Genomic DNA, 18,452 nt, shown 5'->3' on the forward strand with positions numbered 1-18,452 from the left:
TCATGGCTTTTTGCTTGTTAGAGCGGGTGATGGGAATCGAACCCACGTAGTCAGCTTGGAAGGCTGAAGTTCTACCATTGAACTACACCCGCATTCATTTATAATTAACTCTGCTTTTGAGAGATTACTTTTACTTAGTTCCGACTAAGTAAATCTATCATCACCATTTTTTTAATTAAAAATTTGGCAGCCACCTACTCTCCCAGTCAGTCTCCCGACAAGTACCATCGGCCGTTTAGAGCTTAACCATCGTGTTCGGAATGGGAACGGGTGTTTCCTCTAATCGCATCGCCGCCAAAAATTGTTGTCGCCTTTTCCCAGCGACAAGTAATATAATAACTCAAACCGCTCCTCCTGTCAACAACTTTATTTATTTTTTTTAATATCGCTTTTATTTTTCATGCAGTATATAGCTACAAAAAAAGCATTGCTATTCATATTACACTAAATACCCTAATTAAACCTATCCTATTTAACAACCAATTCTAAGGCTTCTCTCTAAAAGAGTGTATCTTTACCACTATTTAAAAAACAGCACTTCCTTAAATTTTATTTATATATTTTCAGAATAATTGGAACATACTCAGTCTACTTACGTCTAATATATCATAAGTTAATTAATAAAAGAGGTGATTATTTCTATGAAACTAAATAATATTCAAAGATCCCCCTATTTACCACTTACTCTACTTCTAGGTCTTTCTCTGACAGGCTGCTCCTCTCATTCAGCTACTAGCCAGCCTCCTAATGCTTCTATATCTTATCTTGCACCTGCTGAGTCTGCAACTGCTGATATCGAAGAAACAGCTCCTATAGTTTTTAACTCTGAAAGCTATAACAGCTTTACAGAAAATCCTTTTATTAAAACAATAGATGAAACATTCTCCACCTTTTCTATCGATGTAGATACAGCTTCCTACAGTAACGTTAGGCGGTTTATTACCAATCAAGAGTTACCTCCTGTAGATGCTATTCGTACAGAGGAACTTATAAATTACTTTAACTATATCTATCCTGAACCTACAGACAATATTCCATTTTCACTTTCCCAAGAAATGATGCCTTGTCCTTGGAATGAATCTAGCCAACTTCTTCTTATTGGACTACAAGGGAAACATCTACAGCCTGATGAAGTTCCACCTAGTAACTTAGTCTTCTTACTAGATGTATCCGGTTCTATGTCTGATACCAATAAACTACCCTTATTAAAGAAATCCTTTAATATCCTAACCTCTAATCTTAAGGAAAGTGATTGCATTTCTATTGTTGTATATGCCGGAGCCTCTGGAGTTGTCCTAGATGGTGTAGCTGGTAATGATGAGTCTCTTATTAATGAAGCTTTAGAGTCCCTTGAAGCCGGTGGTTCTACTGCTGGTGCTGAAGGAATTGCCATGGCCTATGAATTAGCTGAAAAACACTTTATTAAAGATGGTAATAACAGAGTTATTTTAGCAACTGATGGTGATTTTAATGTCGGTCCTAATAGTGAATCTGATCTCATTAGAATTATTGAGAAAAAACGTGAAAAAGGGATTTTTTTATCTGTTTTAGGATTAGGTATGGGGAATTATAAAGATGATAAAATGGAAAGTTTAGCTGATCATGGTAATGGCAATTATGCTTATATTGACTCTTTGCAAGAAGCAAAAAAGGTATTAGGTGAACAACTAACAGGTACATTATTTACTATCGCTAAAGATGTTAAAATTCAAGTTGATTTCAATCCAGATAAAGTTGAATCTTATCGATTAATCGGCTATGAAAATAGGCTTCTTAATAAAGAGGATTTTGATAATGATTCTGTAGATGCTGGTGAAATTGGAGCCGGTCATAATGTCACTGCATTATATGAAATTATGCCTAATGCTAGCACTACCAACAAGTCTAAAGTAGTTGACTATTATGATGATACTACCATTCCCATAGCAGATGAATATGGTCTTATCAAACTTCGTTATAAGGCTCCTGATTCTAATGAAAGTCGTTTACTTTCTGCTAAGTTTTCGCCTTCACTAACACAATCTAACACCAATATTACTTTTGCTGCTGCCGTAGCTGAATATAGCATGCTTCTAAGAAACTCTTCTTATAAAGGTAATTCGTCTCTTGACCAGGTTTTATCTCTTATTAAGCCTTATGCTAACGAAGATGTTCATAAATCAGGATTTTACGATTTAGTTGAAGCAACCAAACCTTTACTTCCTTCTACTTCAAGTAGTACTTCAATTACATCTATAAATCAAGACAGTATCGTGAATGCCTATATGTCCATCATCAATAAACTCTATGAAGAAGATCCTGGACTTAACGACGAAATTTCTATCTTAGCAATAGATACTACTAAAATGTGTAATATTACCTCTTATGAAAAAACTCTTTTGTTGGAAAAGCTTAAAAATGTATATGAATTAGAAATTATAGACTCTACTTTTGAAGACTTAAAAAAAGATGGCTACATCTTAGAAGACCAACTCTACTTTCCTAATGGCATCCTCATTAATATAGAAGATACGCCTATTGAAAATGATTCCACCTTCACATTTAATGCCTCTAAATGGCGTAGTGGGCTAGGCTCTATTGGTTACAATAATTCAACTATTACCTATATGAATTCCACTTGGGAAATTACTGTTCAAAGCTCATGGATTTCATGATTTAGTCTACTATAAAAAGAATCTATTATATACATATCTCACTTAGTAGATTCTACCCTTTCTATGGCATTGTCTATCATGAAAAAGCTGTCTATAGGTTATATCTTATCATACATCATTGACTCCTTCACTCTACCTTGTTACACAAACTAAACTAAAAAAAGATAGGATTACTTGTTGATTCCAACAGTCTAATCCTATCTTTCCTTATTCTATGCTAAGCTTTCTTTAACCCATTCTTTAATACTCTCTAAGAACCCTTTCTTTTCTACAGAAACCTTAGTTTCATTTGCAGCTATATTCGTAGTTTTATCCTCTACTACCATTCTATCCACTCCTTCAATTTTAACAACAAATTCTACCTTACTATCATTGGCTTCATTATTTCCAGTAAAGGTTGTATAGTCTTTAGCTATTTCTACTAAGGCATCTTTAATCTCTAGAAATTCACTTAAACTATTAAGCTTATCTGATACTCCCTCCTTTAATTTTAATATTCCTTCCTTATTGAATTCATTCATGCCAGTAGCTAATGTTTTTGCTCCCTCTTCTAACTGACCAGTTGCATCTACTAAGGAATTCATTCCACTTGTTAGCTTTCCACTTCCTTGTTCAAGTGTTTTAGTTCCTTCCACTGCTGAATTAAGTCCTTCTACCAAACTTTTACTACCATCTTCTAAAGCTTTTGCACCTACTGCTAAATCGTTAGCTTTATTGATATACGAACTAAGACCTGTACCAAGGGTCATTGAACTTTCTTTTAATTGACTCATTCCACCACTAATTTGTGTTAAAGCCGCCTTTTGAGGTAAATCATCTGACAAAGTGGATAAAACTTGAGCTAATGCATCATTTAAACTATTGATAGCGGCTGTCTGTTTATCAACGCCTGCTACTAACTCTTTTCCTTTATTCGCATAAGCTACACTATTTTCATATAAACTATTAGCCCCTGTGTTTAACTTTATGGCTCCTCCCTGCAAACTACTAATACCAGAAGTAAGTTGTCCTGCTCCATTAATAAAATTATTCATACCACTTTGGAATTCTTTTATCTTGGTATTAAATAAACTCATCGAACTAAAAAGTGTAGTTGAGCCCTTTACTAATTGGTTACCTGAGCTGACTAATTTATTAAGGTTTTCGGTCATATTATCAAATTCTTCTAACCCTTTAATATCACTAAGTTCTGGTAAATTAGCTGATGTAGAAATGTAAATAGGTGCTAAATAAAACTCTTCTACATCTCCTTCTATTTCTATAGTATCTGATACTAGGTCTATTCCTTTATTCCCTAAATTCTCTGACATTCCAGGAAGTATAACCCCTACTACAGCTTTTCTAGAGCCATCACTTAATAATTTACCATTTGTAATCTCTATATTCTGCATTACATCTGCATCTAGCATAATCATACCAAGTGAATAAAATGGTGCATACAGTTCACGCTCTTTACCTTCTATTATTTTTTTTGCTTTAACTGTATTAGTTTGTTTAACTGTTATTTTTAAATGTCCACTTTTACCGCTTAATTCTTCAGGTGCCATCTCTTTCCCATCTAATACATAAGTCACCTCGGTCTCTACTGGTAATGCTTTTGTTGTTTCTCCTTGATAGTAAATATCCTTACCATTTGTCCGCCATGTCAGATTGTTACCATCTTTAGTAGGTACTTCATCCCCTTTTAAATTTATAATATTTTCAAGTTCAGAAATATCCTTGACTTCTGTTTCATTATTAACTTCAAGATGGTTGCTTACAATAATTTTTTGTGTTTCTCCTTGGCTGTTTGCCGTTACAAATACCATTTCATTTTTAGTTGCTGCAAAGGTAGATGGTGCAATCATTGCAGCTACCATACTCATTATTAAAACCTTTTCACATCTTTTCGCTAATTTCATAACTTACACCCCTCTTATATTTATTATTAATTTTCACACCACTTAAAGGTGGTTTTACGAATTAGTGGTTCGCATATTAAAAGTACTGAAGGTAAAATACATAAGATCACTGCCATACTAATTAATGCCCCTCTTGCCATCATACCTGTAAGAGATGAGATGATATCAATTCGTGAGATCATTGTCACTCCTACTGTCGCACCAAAGAAAGATAAGGCACTCGTTACTATTGATTTAGCAGTGGATGATAATGCTATCCTCATAGCTTCTTTCTTATCATCTGCTACGGCTAATTCTTCTTTAAATCTACTCGTCAAAAGAATGGCATAATCTACTGTTGATCCTAATTGAACACAACCTATAACAATAGAAGAAATAAAACATATAACCGTACCTGTATAAGCTGGAATACCCATATTACAAGAAATAGCTAATTCTATAACTCCTACTAAAATAATAGGTAGTGAAATAGATTTAAAGGATATTGCAATAATAATAAGTACAATTAAAACAGAAAGAATGTTAACATTCTTAAAGTCAACATTAGAAATATTAATAAGATCATCTGTTAAGGGTGCCTCTCCTGCCATATAAGCATCTTGATCATACTCTTTCATAATGTCTTTAATCTCTTTCATTTGTTCGGCAACTTCATCTGTTGCAACAGCATAAGAAGAATTAATAAATATTCTTTCATATCCACCATTATAGAAAACTTCTTTAGCTTCTTCTGGTAACATTTCTTTTGGGAGCATTGGACCCACAATATCTTCATAACCTATAACCCAGTTCACACCTGGTACTTCCTTAATACGATTAATCATTTCCTTAGCATCTGACTCTGGAACATTTTCATTAATAGCCACTAAATGTGTGGCTTGCATATCATAAACATCTTTCATTTCATTTAAAGCTACTATTGACTTCATATCCTGTGGTAAACCTCTATCTACTTTATAGTAGACTTCAGTATGTATCTGACCATATACTGCCGGAATAACAAGTATCAATCCAATAAGTACCATAATAATAGGTTTCTTTGTTATGACATCACTAAACTTATCAAACTCTGGTAAAATTGTCTTATGTTGAAACTTATGAATAAGTGGGTCAAATATTAAGATTAGTGAAGGTAATATAGTAAGTGTACAAATCACACCTAACAGTACACCTTTTGCCATAACAATTCCTATATCTTGACCTAGGGTGAGTTTCATACTAATTAGTGCTAAGAAACTAGCAATTGTAGTAAGTGCTGCTGCAGACACAGAAGTAGCAGTATATTTAATTGCCCTTGCCATAGCTTCTATATGATCATAACTTTCCCTCTCTTCTTCATATCTATGGAACAAGAAAATAGAGAAATCCATTGTTACACCTAATTGAAGTACTGCCGCTATAGCTTTAGTAATATAAGATATCTCACCCAAGAAATAATTAGTTCCCATATTATATAAAACACCAAAACCTATACCGATTAAGAATATCACTGGAATAAAAACTGACTTGAGAGCTAATGCCAGTACAATGGTAGATAAAATAACGGCAAGTAATATATACAATCCTTTCTCTGAATTGGCCACATTAATCATATCTGAGATAATGGGTGATAATCCGCTGAACTTATATGCTTGCTTACTTTCATCTACAATTTGTTCAATAGAATTTACTGCTGCTAGAGTCCTATCTTCTGCCGTTGAACCCTCTAGATTAATAGCTATTAAAGTATACTCATCTCTATAAACCATTTCAGCCAACTCATCTGGTAACATCTCAACAGGAATAACATTATCTACCAAGTCTCTTAACCATAATACAGATCCTACTCCATCTACGTGTTTAATCTTTTCTACTACCTTATCAATCTCCTTATCTGGTGCATTCTCAAAAACTAGCATACCTATACCCGTTGATCCAAAAGCCTCATCAATTACTTTAAGTCCCTGTACAGACTCTGCATCATCAGGTAAATATGCCAGAATATCATAATTAGTTCTTGTATAAATAAGTCCAAAAACAGACGGAACAGCTAAAATGATAGCTATAATCATAACTAATACACGATGTTTACTAACCCATTTCCCAAACTGATACATAAAATCACCTCTTTAAAAATATTTGGTACAACATTAACCTTTTCTCCTTATAATCTATACCACTTCAATTAATGACCAAAAGTCATTAAAGATACTTTATCACCAAACTGACTATTGGTCAATAATTAAAGTGTAAAAAAATAACCTAATTATCTTATAGATAATCAGGTTATTTTCCTTTTTTAAGCTTTTCCAGATCTAATAATTTGTCTAATACTTTCATATAAATAAGGTTTTAAAGCATCTATCTGTACCGGTTGCTCAAATAATATAGAATTATACGCTGTGCTTCCTACTAGCTCTATTATTAAAAATAAAGTAATTTCTGCATCTTTAAATTTAAAATCTTGTTTATTAGCGCTTTGCATGAAAAGATGGTAGTAACTTAGTTCCTCTTGATTCTCATCATTTAATGATTTTGAGAGAACTTTCTTATAAACCCCCCATGATAAATCTTTCGAAATCATTCTTAATAATACTTTATCCTTCTTTAATTGCTCTATTACATCATCAATAACAAAAAGTACTTGTCCTTCAAAATCTATCACTCCACTATCTCTTAATCTAGAAATAGCTTGCATAAAAAGAAAACTTGTCTTTCTTACAATAAGCTTATCTCTAATATCATATTTGTCCTTAAAATATAAATAGAAGGTTCCTTTGGCTACTCCCGCCTTTTCTACAATATCACTAATAGCCGTATTATTAATACCTTTTGTAGTAAAAAGCTCAAAAGCTGTGTTAAACAAAGCTTCCTGCTTTCTTCGTTTGTTTTCTTCTGCTTTGCTCATTTGTATCGCCTACCTTATATACTTTCTTATTATTAGTTACCTGCCTTAATTTATTTTACTTCCATTCTTATTTATATTAGTAACCGGTCATCTTAACATCTATATAGTACATGTTTCTAATAGTATACTATAAACTTCTCTCTTTGTTAATTATTTTACATAGCAAAAAAACACCCTCTCGGGTGCTCTCTTCTCATACTTTCAAAAACAAATACTACAACTATTCAACCTTTATTATCTAGGTCAAACCCTCGAACCGTTAGTATTGGTCACCTTAATGTATTACTACACTTACAGCTCCAACCTATCTACCTCATAGTCTCTAAGGGGTCTTACTCCTTTCGGATGGGAAATCTTATCTTGTGGTCTGCTTCACGCTTAGATGCCTTCAGCGTTTATCAGATCCAGACTTGGCTACTCTGCTATGCCATTGGTATGACAACAGATGCACCAGTGGTCCGTCCATCCCGGTCCTCTCGTACTAAGGACAGCTCCACTCAAATTTCCTGCGCCCACGACGGATAGGGACCGAACTGTCTCACGACGTTCTGAACCCAGCTCGCGTACCGCTTTAATGGGCGAACAGCCCAACCCTTGGAACCTGCTTCAGCTCCAGGATGCGATGAGCCGACATCGAGGTGCCAAACCTCCCCGTCGATGTGAACTCTTGGGGGAGATAAGCCTGTTATCCCCGGGGTAGCTTTTATCCGTTGAGCGATGGCAATCCCACTTTCATACCACCGGATCACTAAGTCCTACTTTCGTACCTGCTCCACCCGTCGGTGTCGCAGTCAAGCAACCTTATGCCTTTGCACTCTTCGAATGGTTTCCGACCATTCTGAGGTTACCTTTGAGCGCCTCCGTTACTCTTTAGGAGGCGACCGCCCCAGTCAAACTGTCCACCTGACATTGTCCCAGACCCGGGTAACGGGCCATGGTTAGAAGTTAAGTATTACAAGAGAGGTATCCCACCGGCGACTCCACCTAGACTGGCGTCCAGATTTCTCAGTCTCCCTCCTATCCTGTACATGTAATACCCAACCTCAGTATCAAGCTACAGTAAAGCTCCACGGGGTCTTTCCGTCCTGTCGCGGGTAACCAGCATCTTCACTGGTACTACAATTTCACCGGGTGCGCTGTCGAGACAGTGCCCAAATCATTACGCCTTTCGTGCGGGTCAGAACTTACCTGACAAGGAATTTCGCTACCTTAGGACCGTTATAGTTACGGCCGCCGTTTACTGGGGCTTAAGTTCAAAGCTTCGTCCTTAGACTAACCTCTCCCCTTAACCTTCCAGCACCGGGCAGGCGTCAGCCCTTATACATCACCTTTCGGTTTAGCAAAGACCTGTGTTTTTGTTAAACAGTTGCTTGGGCCTATTCTCTGCGGCCTACCTAAGTAGGCACCCCTTCTCCCTAAGTTACGGGGTCATTTTGCCGAGTTCCTTAACAACGCTTCTCCCGTCGGCCTTAGGATTCTCTCCTCATCCACCTGTGTCGGTTTACGGTACGGGTACCTATCACGCAATAGCAGCTTTTCTCGGCAGTGTGGATTCAGCAACTTCTCTACTTTTATTTCGATCCCCATCACACTTCATCCTCGCCTAACGGATTTGCCTGTTAGGTGCGACTTTGTGCTTGGCCCAGGATACCATTCCTGGGTTTGCCTATCCTCCTGCGTCCCTGCAGTTCTGATAATAGGTAGTACTGGAATATGAACCAGTTGTCCATCGACTACGACTTTCGTCCTCGCCTTAGGTCCCGACTTACCCAGAGCAGATCAGCTTTACTCTGGAAACCTTGGATATTCGGCCTACAAGATTCTCACTTGTATCTCGCTACTCATTCCGGCATTCTCACTTGTAATTACTCCACAGCTCCTTACGGTACTGCTTCTGCGTCGTTACAACGCTCCTCTACCAATCCACTATTGTGAATTCCATAGCTTCGGTGGTGTGTTTTAGCCCCGGACATTTTCGGCGCAAGATCTCTCGACTAGTGAGCTATTACGCACTCTTTGAATGAGTGGCTGCTTCTAAGCCAACATCCTAGTTGTCTTCGAAATCTCACATCCTTTTCCACTTAACACACACTTGGGGACCTTAGCTGATGGTCTGGACTGTTTTCCTTTTGACCACGTGTCTTATCACTCGTAGTCTGACTGCTGACGGTATCTTGATGGCATTCTTAGTTTGATATGCTTCGGTAAGCTTGTGGGCCCCCTAGGCAATTCAGTGCTTTACCTCCATTAGACTCCTATCAACGCTAGCCCTAAAGCTATTTCGAGGAGAACCAGCTATCTCCGGGTTCGATTGGAATTTCTCCGCTACCCACACGTCATCTCCACCTTTTTCAACAGATGTGAGTTCGGACCTCCATTACCTTTTACGGTAACTTCATCCTGCACATGGGTAGGTCACCCGGTTTCGGGTCTACTAACAATGACTATTTTGGCGCCCTATTCAGACTTGGTTTCCCTTCGGCTTCGTACCTCCTGGTACTTAACCTTGCCACAGCTAGTAACTCGCCGGACCGTTCTACAAAAAGTACGCGGTTGCGCATCATATGGCGCTTCCACTGCTTGTAAACATAGAGTTTCAGGTTCTCTTTCACTCCCCTCCCGGGGTTCTTTTCACCTTTCCTTCACAGTACTATGCGCTATCGGTCACCGAGGAGTATTTAGGCTTGGGGGGTGGTCCCCCCGGCTTCCCACAAGGTTTCTCGTGTCTCGTGGTACTCTGGATACTGCTAGGCTTCACTTGGATTTCGCTTACGGGATTATCACCCTCTTTGATGAGACTTTCCAGACTCTTCAGCTATCCGCATTCTTGCCATGACGCAGTCCTCAACCCCAGATTACAAGTAATCTGGTTTGGCCTGTTTCCCTTTCGCTCGCCGCTACTTAGGAAATCGATGTTTCTTTCTCCTCCTGAAGGTACTTAGATGTTTCAGTTCCCTTCGTTCCCTTCCTATAGTTATGTATTGGCTATAGGATGACAGAGGTTTGCTCTGCCAGGTTTCCCCATTCGGATATCTACGGATCAAGGTTTATTTGCAACTCCCCGTAGCTTTTCGCAGCTTATCACGTCCTTCATCGGCTCTCGGTGCCAAGGCATCCACTCTACGCTCTTAGTAGCTTGACCTATTGCTCATTATTGAGCGGTCTAATCATGTTTTCACATGATTGGTGCCTTGTTAATTATCATTTCTGATAAAAACAAAGAATGTTTTAAGTCATTTCTGACTATATCGGTTAAATTGTAGATTTTACACCCTGACAAACATTTTTGCATTATACAATGCGTGTACATTTATCGTTAGGCGCAAGTTATATTGCTATAACTTACAAATCTATAATTGTTGTAGTATTTGTTTTTCAAAGTACAAGTAGTACATTTAGTACAATCATGTCCATTATTTGGACAGTGGAGATTAAGGGATTCGAACCCTTGACCCCCTGCGTGCAAGGCAGGTGCTCTCCCAACTGAGCTAAACCCCCATAAATGTGGCAACCACTTACTCTCCCAGTCAGTCTCCCGACAAGTACCATCAGCCGCTTAGGTCTTAACCTACGTGTTCGGAATGGAAACGGGTGTTTCCCCTAAGCGCATCATCACCACAAATTTATTAGAATTCAATTTTACACTAGATCTTAAGCAACACCTCACCGCCGTTTCACTTCGGTTCGGTGCTTTGATAGTTACATCTAGCGATGAACTCTCAAAACAAAACAGTAACTATTAAACCAGCAATTCTTATTCCTTAGAAAGGAGGTGATCCAGCCGCACCTTCCGATACGGCTACCTTGTTACGACTTCACCCCAGTTATTGGTTTTGCCTTAGACGGCTCCCTCCCCGAAGGGTTGGGTCACCGGCGTTGGGCCCCCCCAACTCCCATGGTGTGACGGGCGGTGTGTACAAGACCCGGGAACGTATTCACCGCGACATTCTGATTCGCGATTACTAGCGATTCCAACTTCATGTAGTCGAGTTGCAGACTACAATCCGAACTGGGACTGCTTTTTTGAGGTTTGCTGACTCTCGCGAGATCGCTTCCCTTTGTAGCAGCCATTGTAGCACGTGTGTAGCCCTAAACATAAGGGGCATGATGATTTGACGTCATCCCCACCTTCCTCCAAGTTATCCCTGGCAGTCTCTCTAGAGTGCCCAACTTAATGCTGGCTACTAAAGATAGGGGTTGCGCTCGTTGCGGGACTTAACCCAACATCTCACGACACGAGCTGACGACAACCATGCACCACCTGTCACCAATGTCCTAGCAAGCTAGGAAAGAAGGCATTACCCTTCGGTCATCGGGATGTCAAGTTTAGGTAAGGTTCTTCGCGTTGCTTCGAATTAAACCACATGCTCCACCGCTTGTGCGGGTCCCCGTCAATTCCTTTGAGTTTCAATCTTGCGATCGTACTTCCCAGGTGGAATGCTTAATGTGTTAACTTCGGCACCGAGACCCGTAAGCCCCGACACCTAGCATTCATCGTTTACAGCGTGGACTACCAGGGTATCTAATCCTGTTTGCTCCCCACGCTTTCGTGCCTCAGCGTCAGTTATGGTCCAGAAAGCCGCCTTCGCTACTGGTGTTCCTCCGAATCTCTACGCATTTCACCGCTACACTCGGAATTCCACTTTCCTCTCCCACACTCTAGTTCATCAGTTTCAGAAGCAGCTTAGAGGTTGAGCCCCTAAATTTCACTTCTGACTTAACAAACCGCCTACGCACCCTTTACACCCAGTAAATCCGGATAACGCTCGCTCCCTACGTATTACCGCGGCTGCTGGCACGTAGTTAGCCGGAGCTTCTTAGTCAGGTACCGTCATTTTTTTCTTCCCTGCTGATAGAAGTTTACAATCCGAAGACCTTCTTCCTTCACGCGGCGTCGCTGCATCAGGCTTGCGCCCATTGTGCAATATTCCCCACTGCTGCCTCCCGTAGGAGTTTGGGCCGTGTCTCAGTCCCAATGTGGCCGTTCACCCTCTCAGGCCGGCTATGGATCGTCGCCTTGGTGGGCTGTTATCTCACCAACTAGCTAATCCAACGCGGGTCCATCCTATGCCGATAAAATCTTTACTATAACAATCATGCGATTGTCCATAGTTTATGCGGTATTAGCGTTCGTTTCCAAACGTTATCCCCCTGCATAGGGCAGGTTACCCACGCGTTACTCACCCGTCCGCCACTAAGTTCTAGGAGCAAGCTCCTATCACTTCGTTCGACTTGCATGTGTTAAGCACGCCGCCAGCGTTCATCCTGAGCCAGGATCAAACTCTCATATAAAAGTTTGTCCGTGTAGTATTTCTACTACTGACTATTTTACTTAGTACAAGTTGTACTGATTCTCATCTCTTATTAGAGACGTAATGAATCGACTGGTTTATAGTTACTATTTTGTTTTCAAAGTTCATTTGTTATCTTTGGTTTTTCAACCGCTGACTCGTTTAATAATACAGTATTACCTTTCATAAGTCAACACCTTTTTACAACTTTTTTATCTTTCTTTATGTCTTACATTATATGTTTCAAAAAGTTCTATTGTAATAGTGTTTAGTTAGTAATGGCAAAACTTATTGTATACAGATTTAATGATTTTAATTCATTATTTTACTATTTCCTTTCTCCATTAGATTAATAGTTTTTTCTACCTCCTTTTTCTTCTATATTCTTTTTACCACTCTATCGTATTTAGAGACCACCTTAGATGATGGACATATTATTATAGCCCTTAACCTAAGGGCTAAGGGCTATTTGTTCACACAAGATTTCGAAAGAAAGTATTATTCCTTCTTTAAAGTTTATTTATATCGTACAAAACCTTAATAGAAATTGCTAGAGGTGTTAATAATAATCTAGTTATATTCTATTATAAATATAAACGTTAAGCTATTCATCATACTCATACTAACACTTTTAATCTAGTAATTTATTCTACTGACTTAAGGGACTCTACCATTTCAATTTTTTGAAGCTTAAAATGCATAATAATATTCACTAACATAGCAAAAATAAAGGTTAGAACAATAGCTGTGATATTACTTGAAGCATAAAGCTCTCTACCAAACATTAAATCCTCCATTTCTGCTGTTACAATAATGAATACAAAAAGTGCCTTTCCTAATATCAATCCTAACAATGAACCCATTAATGTCAGCATAATATTTTCTCTATAAATATATTGTGATACTTTATAATCATTAAATCCTAATACTTTAATAGTTGCTATCTCCCTATAACGTTCACTAATATTAATAGTTGTTAGATTATAAAGTACAACAAAAGCTAATAACGCCGCTGATACAATAAGAATAATAACAACTGTATCTAAACTAGATGTCATACTATTAAAGCTGTCTGCGTGTTTAGTAGTAAAAGCAAATGAAACAACATTTTCATTTTGTGTTAACTTATTTGAGATAGCTTCTTCATTTCTGCCACTTGAATCTACTAAATGAATTAAAAGTTGATTAGCGCTCGGTATGTTTGTTCTTATTTGTTTTGCATAGTCCTCTGTCATATATATATAATGTCCTACATAATTTTCTGTTATGCCGATAACCTTTACATCATAGATTACTAAATCACTGCTCTCAAACTGAATAGTATCTCCTTTTCCTACCTTTAAAAGCTTAGCTAGCTTCTCTGAAATAATAACACCGTTATCCTCTAAAGTTAGTGATTCTTGCGATTCTCTCTCTTTTAGATTAATAAACTCTGATATGTGTGATAAGTCAGGAATCGTTAACAAGGTCGTCTCTCGTTGCTCTTCACCATAAATTGCTTTAATATTTTCTTTGCTTACCTCAAAGAAATTTTTAATATAAGTCTCGCCCTCTATATTATCAGCTCTACCTTCTTTAACTGTTACTTCTAAATCATATCTAAAAATATCACCATATTGTCTTCCTACAATACTTATGATGGATTGTTTTAATCCTAATCCAGCAACAAGTAGTGCTGTACATCCAGCAATTCCAATAATAGTCATGAAGAATTTCTTCTTGTATCTAAAAATATTACGTGCTACTACCTTCTGAAAGAAGTTCATTCTCTTCCAAATAAATGGAATACGTTCTAATAAAATACGTTTTCCATTAGCTGGCGCCTTAGGTCTCATTAATTCTGATGGCTGTTCTTTAAGTTCTTTAATAGTAGTAAATACTGCTGCCAAAACCGTTAATGCTATCATTGCCGTAATTGCTGATAAGGCTTCACCTGGATAAATCTTATCAATAAGAGGTGGTGTGGTAAACATCATCCCATAAGCCCCATAAATAGTATTAGGAAAAAGTTTAAATCCAACTATAATCCCTAATATACTACCAATAGCACTTGCAATCCCTGCATATAAAATATACTTACTCATAATTGCAAATGAACTATACCCTAAAGCTTTATAAGTTCCAATAGTAATACGTTGTTCATCCACCATCCGTGTCATAGTCGTTAAGCATACAAGAGCTGCTACTACGAAGAAAAATATAGGGAATACTTGTCCGATACGTTCAATTGTATCTACAGCATTTTTGTAATTAGCGGTACCGTAGTTAGCTTCACGTCCTAGTACATAAACTTTCGGCTCTTTTAGATTTTCTAGTTGTTCTTTCCCTTTTATTAACTCACTTTCAGCTTCTTTAAACTTTTCTTCTGCTTCTGCCTTAGATGACTCATACTTTTCTTTTCCTTCTTGCAGAGTGATTTTCGCTTCTTCTAATTGTTGCTTTCCAAATGTTAACTGATTATAGGTAGTCGCTTTTTTACTTTCTAGTGCAGCTTTTTGCTTAGTAATTTCATTCCTGCCTTTTTCTAAAGCAGCCTTAGTAGCTATTAAGGCTTGTTCCTTGACTGTAAACTCTGAGAGACCTTCATCATAGGCTTGTTTTTTTGTTTCTAATACTTTCTCCAAAGTTGCTATTTGCAATTCTATAGTTTGCTTTTGTTCGACTAAAGTTTCTTTTTCCGCTCCTTCTGAGGCTAGTAACTTTTCTTCCACGCTTTGTAAAGTAGCTTCCAACCCTTGTAACTCCTCATTACCTACATCTAGCGCTAACTTAACCTCATCTAACTGTTTTTGAATCGTTTCTTTTTGAGAATTAAAAAGGGATAGTCCTTCCTCGTATTCTCTTTGTTTCTCCTGGATGGCGGTTTCAGCTTCACTAATAGCTCTTTCTGCTTGTTTAAAACCTTTTTCTGCTGCCGCTTCTCCATCTTGTAACTCTTGTTCTTTATTAGTAATTTCTTGTTCTGCTTTTTCAATTTCTAGAGCTGCATCCGCTAACTCTTGATTAGCCTTTTCTTTTTCTTCTAATAACTTTGCTTCTCCTCCTGTGATATCTGCCTTTCCATCACTTAAGAGTTTCTCATAACGAACTGCTGCTCTTTCTTCCATGATAAGTTCTAATTTAGCTTTAAAATCATCAATTAAAGTAGTATAAGCATCACTATAGCTATCTAACTGTTCGGTATCTTTTAAAGTAATAAACAGTTCTGTATAAATATCACTCTTAAAATTTTCTTCTGGAATGTAAATGTAGCTAGACACACTACCATTTCCTATTTCTGCCGAACCTCTTTCAAAGTGCATATAATATGGAGAATTCATTACCCCTACTACTTTGTATTGATTGTTTTCTAAAACATCACTTATGTCTTCATCAGTGCCGGTACTTAATGTAATAGAATCCCCTATTTCAAGAGGCAATCTAGTAAGTTGTGTCCCATCAATTAAACACTCATTAGGAGCACTAGGCCACCTACCTTCTATTAATCTTGGCTTATTAATAAAATTATCATCTTCTGGTGAAAGTGATTGTAGACTATGAACTTTAACTACCTTTTGGCTACCTTCTATAGTTGCTAGAGTATCTATTGTATAGCTGCCCGTTATACTTTTTATTTCACCTAACTTACCTAGTGCTTCTATATCACTTGCCTCTATTCCCAGTGTAGACATCACTGTTAGATCCATCATGTGATAATTGTCCATGTATTGTTCTGTTGTATCCCTCATCATAGGTGCACTTACCTTGATACCTGCCAAAAATGCTACCCCTAAAGCTACAATGACCATAATAGAAAAAAAGCGTCCTAGAGATTTACGAATTTCATGAAGTGTATCCTTAATTAATGCACTCTTTCTCATTACCACTCAATCCTTTCTACTGGTGTCGGTTCAGGATTAAGTATAATACGCTCTACTTTACCATTCTTCATATATATAACTTTATCTCCCATTGGTGTTAGAGCTAAATTATGAGTAATAACTACTACGGTCATATGCAGTTCCATGCACATTTTTTGAAGTAAACTAAGAACGGCTTTACCGGTGTTATAATCTAATGCGCCTGTTGGTTCATCACAAAGTAACAACTTCGGATTTTTAGCAATAGCTCTTGCAATGGCTACCCTTTGTTGTTCCCCTCCTGAGAGTTGAGAAGGAAAGTTGCTTTTACGCTCCTTTAGGCCCACTGCATCTAAAATTTCCTCTATATCTAAGGGATTCTTAATTAGCTGCGTAGCTAACTCTACATTTTCTCTAACTGTTAGATTTTGAACTAGGTTATAAAATTGAAATACGAAACCAATATCATCCTTTCTATAATTTGTAAGTTGTTTCTTATTAAAGCAACTAATATTTACATTATCTACTATTAATTCCCCAGATGTAGGAATATCCATTCCACCTAAAAGATTAAGGACTGTGCTTTTTCCAGCCCCACTACTCCCTGCTATAATAACAAACTCTCCCTTGTCAATATCAAAACTCACTCCATCTACAGCATTAATTTGTACTTCTCCCATTTCATAAGTCTTTTTTATATCCTTGAAACTGATATATGCACTCATCGTGATTCTCCTTTGTCTAATACTCATGTTGTCATATTTAAATCATTCCTGCTTAAATCTTAACATCTATCTTCTCTTCTATATTGATTTAAGCTTTTGATCAGCTTTTTTATATTAAGTGTACTACTTCATTAAAAAAATATAATAAAGAAATTACAATAACCTATTGCAGAAAATGTAACAGATACATAATAAAAAAGATCAAATAAAGTGTCCACTAAATCTTTCTAAGTATAAAAAAAACACCCTCATGGGTGCTTTGTTCTCTCGTACCTTCAAAAACAAATACTACAACTTGTTTAACCGTTTTATCTAGGTCAAACCCTCGAACCGTTAGTATTGGTCACCTGAACATGTTACCATGCTTACAGCTCCAACCTATCTACCTCATAGTCTCTAAGGGGTCTTACTCCTTTCGGATGGGAAATCTTATCTTGTGGTCTGCTTCACGCTTAGATGCCTTCAGCGTTTATCAGATCCAGACTTGGCTACTCTGCTATGCCTTTGGTAAGACAACAGATGCACCAGTGGTCCGTCCATCCCGGTCCTCTCGTACTAAGGACAGCTCCACTCAAATTTCCTGCGCCCACGACGGATAGGGACCGAACTGTCTCACGACGTTCTGAACCCAGCTCGCGTACCGCTTTAATGGGCGAACAGCCCAACCCTTGGAACCTGCTTCAGCTCCAGGATGCGATGAGCCGACATCGAGGTGCCAAACCTCCCCGTCGATGTGAACTCTTGGGGGAGATAAGCCTGTTATCCCCGGGGTAGCTTTTATCCGTTGAGCGATGGCAATCCCACTTTCATACCACCGGATCACTAAGTCCTACTTTCGTACCTGCTCCACCCGTCGGTGTCGCAGTCAAGCAACCTTATGCCTTTGCACTCTTCGAATGGTTTCCGACCATTCTGAGGTTACCTTTGAGCGCCTCCGTTACTCTTTAGGAGGCGACCGCCCCAGTCAAACTGTCCACCTGACATTGTCCCAGACCCGGGTAACGGGCCATGGTTAGAAGTTAAGTATTACAAGAGAGGTATCCCACCGGCGACTCCACCTAGACTGGCGTCCAGATTTCTCAGTCTCCCTCCTATCCTGTACATGTAATACCCAACCTCAGTATCAAGCTACAGTAAAGCTCCACGGGGTCTTTC

6 protein-coding genes, 2 tRNA genes and 5 rRNA genes (1 of these 13 only partly in view) are annotated in these 18,452 nt (G+C 38.1%); 1 reads left to right on the forward strand and 12 read right to left on the reverse strand.

Annotated elements, in window-relative coordinates:
- Positions 1–21: 21 nt before the first annotated feature.
- Both QTL86_RS17950 and rrf (QTL86_RS17955) read right to left on the reverse strand, forming a co-directional pair.
- Positions 22–92, reverse strand: a tRNA-Gly gene (locus QTL86_RS17950).
- A gap of 89 nt (positions 93–181) precedes the next feature.
- Positions 182–299, reverse strand: a 5S ribosomal RNA gene (rrf, locus tag QTL86_RS17955).
- A gap of 342 nt (positions 300–641) precedes the next feature.
- On the opposite strand from rrf (QTL86_RS17955), the gene QTL86_RS17960 reads away from it, so the two are divergent.
- A complete protein-coding gene (locus QTL86_RS17960; protein ID WP_127065132.1) occupies positions 642–2,654 on the forward strand; it encodes a vWA domain-containing protein in 2,013 nt (670 codons plus the stop codon).
- A 212-nt stretch (positions 2,655–2,866) separates the two neighbouring features.
- Here QTL86_RS17960 and QTL86_RS17965 read toward each other — a convergent pair whose 3' ends face one another.
- The 10 genes from QTL86_RS17965 to QTL86_RS18010 all read right to left on the reverse strand — a co-directional run.
- On the reverse strand, positions 2,867–4,555 hold the full coding sequence (locus QTL86_RS17965) for a hypothetical protein (RefSeq protein ID WP_127065131.1): 1,689 nt from the start codon (positions 4,553–4,555) through the stop codon (positions 2,867–2,869).
- 26 nt (positions 4,556–4,581) lie between these two features.
- Complete coding sequence (locus tag QTL86_RS17970; protein WP_127065130.1) at positions 4,582–6,651, reverse strand: efflux RND transporter permease subunit; 2,070 nt, start codon at positions 6,649–6,651, stop codon at positions 4,582–4,584.
- A gap of 182 nt (positions 6,652–6,833) precedes the next feature.
- The gene (locus tag QTL86_RS17975; RefSeq protein ID WP_127065129.1) at positions 6,834–7,442 is read right to left on the reverse strand and encodes a TetR/AcrR family transcriptional regulator; all 609 of its coding nucleotides are present in this window, start codon (positions 7,440–7,442) and stop codon (positions 6,834–6,836) included.
- 239 nt (positions 7,443–7,681) lie between these two features.
- Positions 7,682–10,584: ribosomal RNA gene (locus tag QTL86_RS17980) — 23S ribosomal RNA — on the reverse strand.
- A gap of 283 nt (positions 10,585–10,867) precedes the next feature.
- Positions 10,868–10,940, reverse strand: a tRNA-Ala gene (locus QTL86_RS17985).
- A gap of 4 nt (positions 10,941–10,944) precedes the next feature.
- A 5S ribosomal RNA gene (gene rrf / locus QTL86_RS17990) occupies positions 10,945–11,062 on the reverse strand.
- A 145-nt stretch (positions 11,063–11,207) separates the two neighbouring features.
- A 16S ribosomal RNA gene (locus tag QTL86_RS17995) occupies positions 11,208–12,734 on the reverse strand.
- Together the 16S, 23S and 5S rRNA genes with 1 tRNA gene alongside form the textbook arrangement of a ribosomal RNA operon.
- Before the next feature lie 643 nt (positions 12,735–13,377).
- On the reverse strand, positions 13,378–16,593 hold the full coding sequence (locus tag QTL86_RS18000) for an FtsX-like permease family protein (protein WP_410495649.1): 3,216 nt from the start codon (positions 16,591–16,593) through the stop codon (positions 13,378–13,380).
- Positions 16,593–17,297 carry an ABC transporter ATP-binding protein gene (locus tag QTL86_RS18005; RefSeq protein ID WP_127065127.1) on the reverse strand — a complete coding sequence of 235 codons (705 nt, stop codon included), beginning with the start codon at positions 17,295–17,297 and terminating at the stop codon, positions 16,593–16,595. The genes QTL86_RS18000 and QTL86_RS18005 overlap by 1 nt, the downstream gene beginning before the upstream one ends.
- A gap of 313 nt (positions 17,298–17,610) precedes the next feature.
- A 23S ribosomal RNA gene (locus QTL86_RS18010) occupies positions 17,611–18,452 on the reverse strand; it runs 2,061 nt beyond the window's last position.

The organism is Cellulosilyticum sp. ST5, from assembly GCF_046529625.1.
GTDB lineage: Bacteria > Bacillota > Clostridia > Lachnospirales > Cellulosilyticaceae > Cellulosilyticum > Cellulosilyticum lentocellum.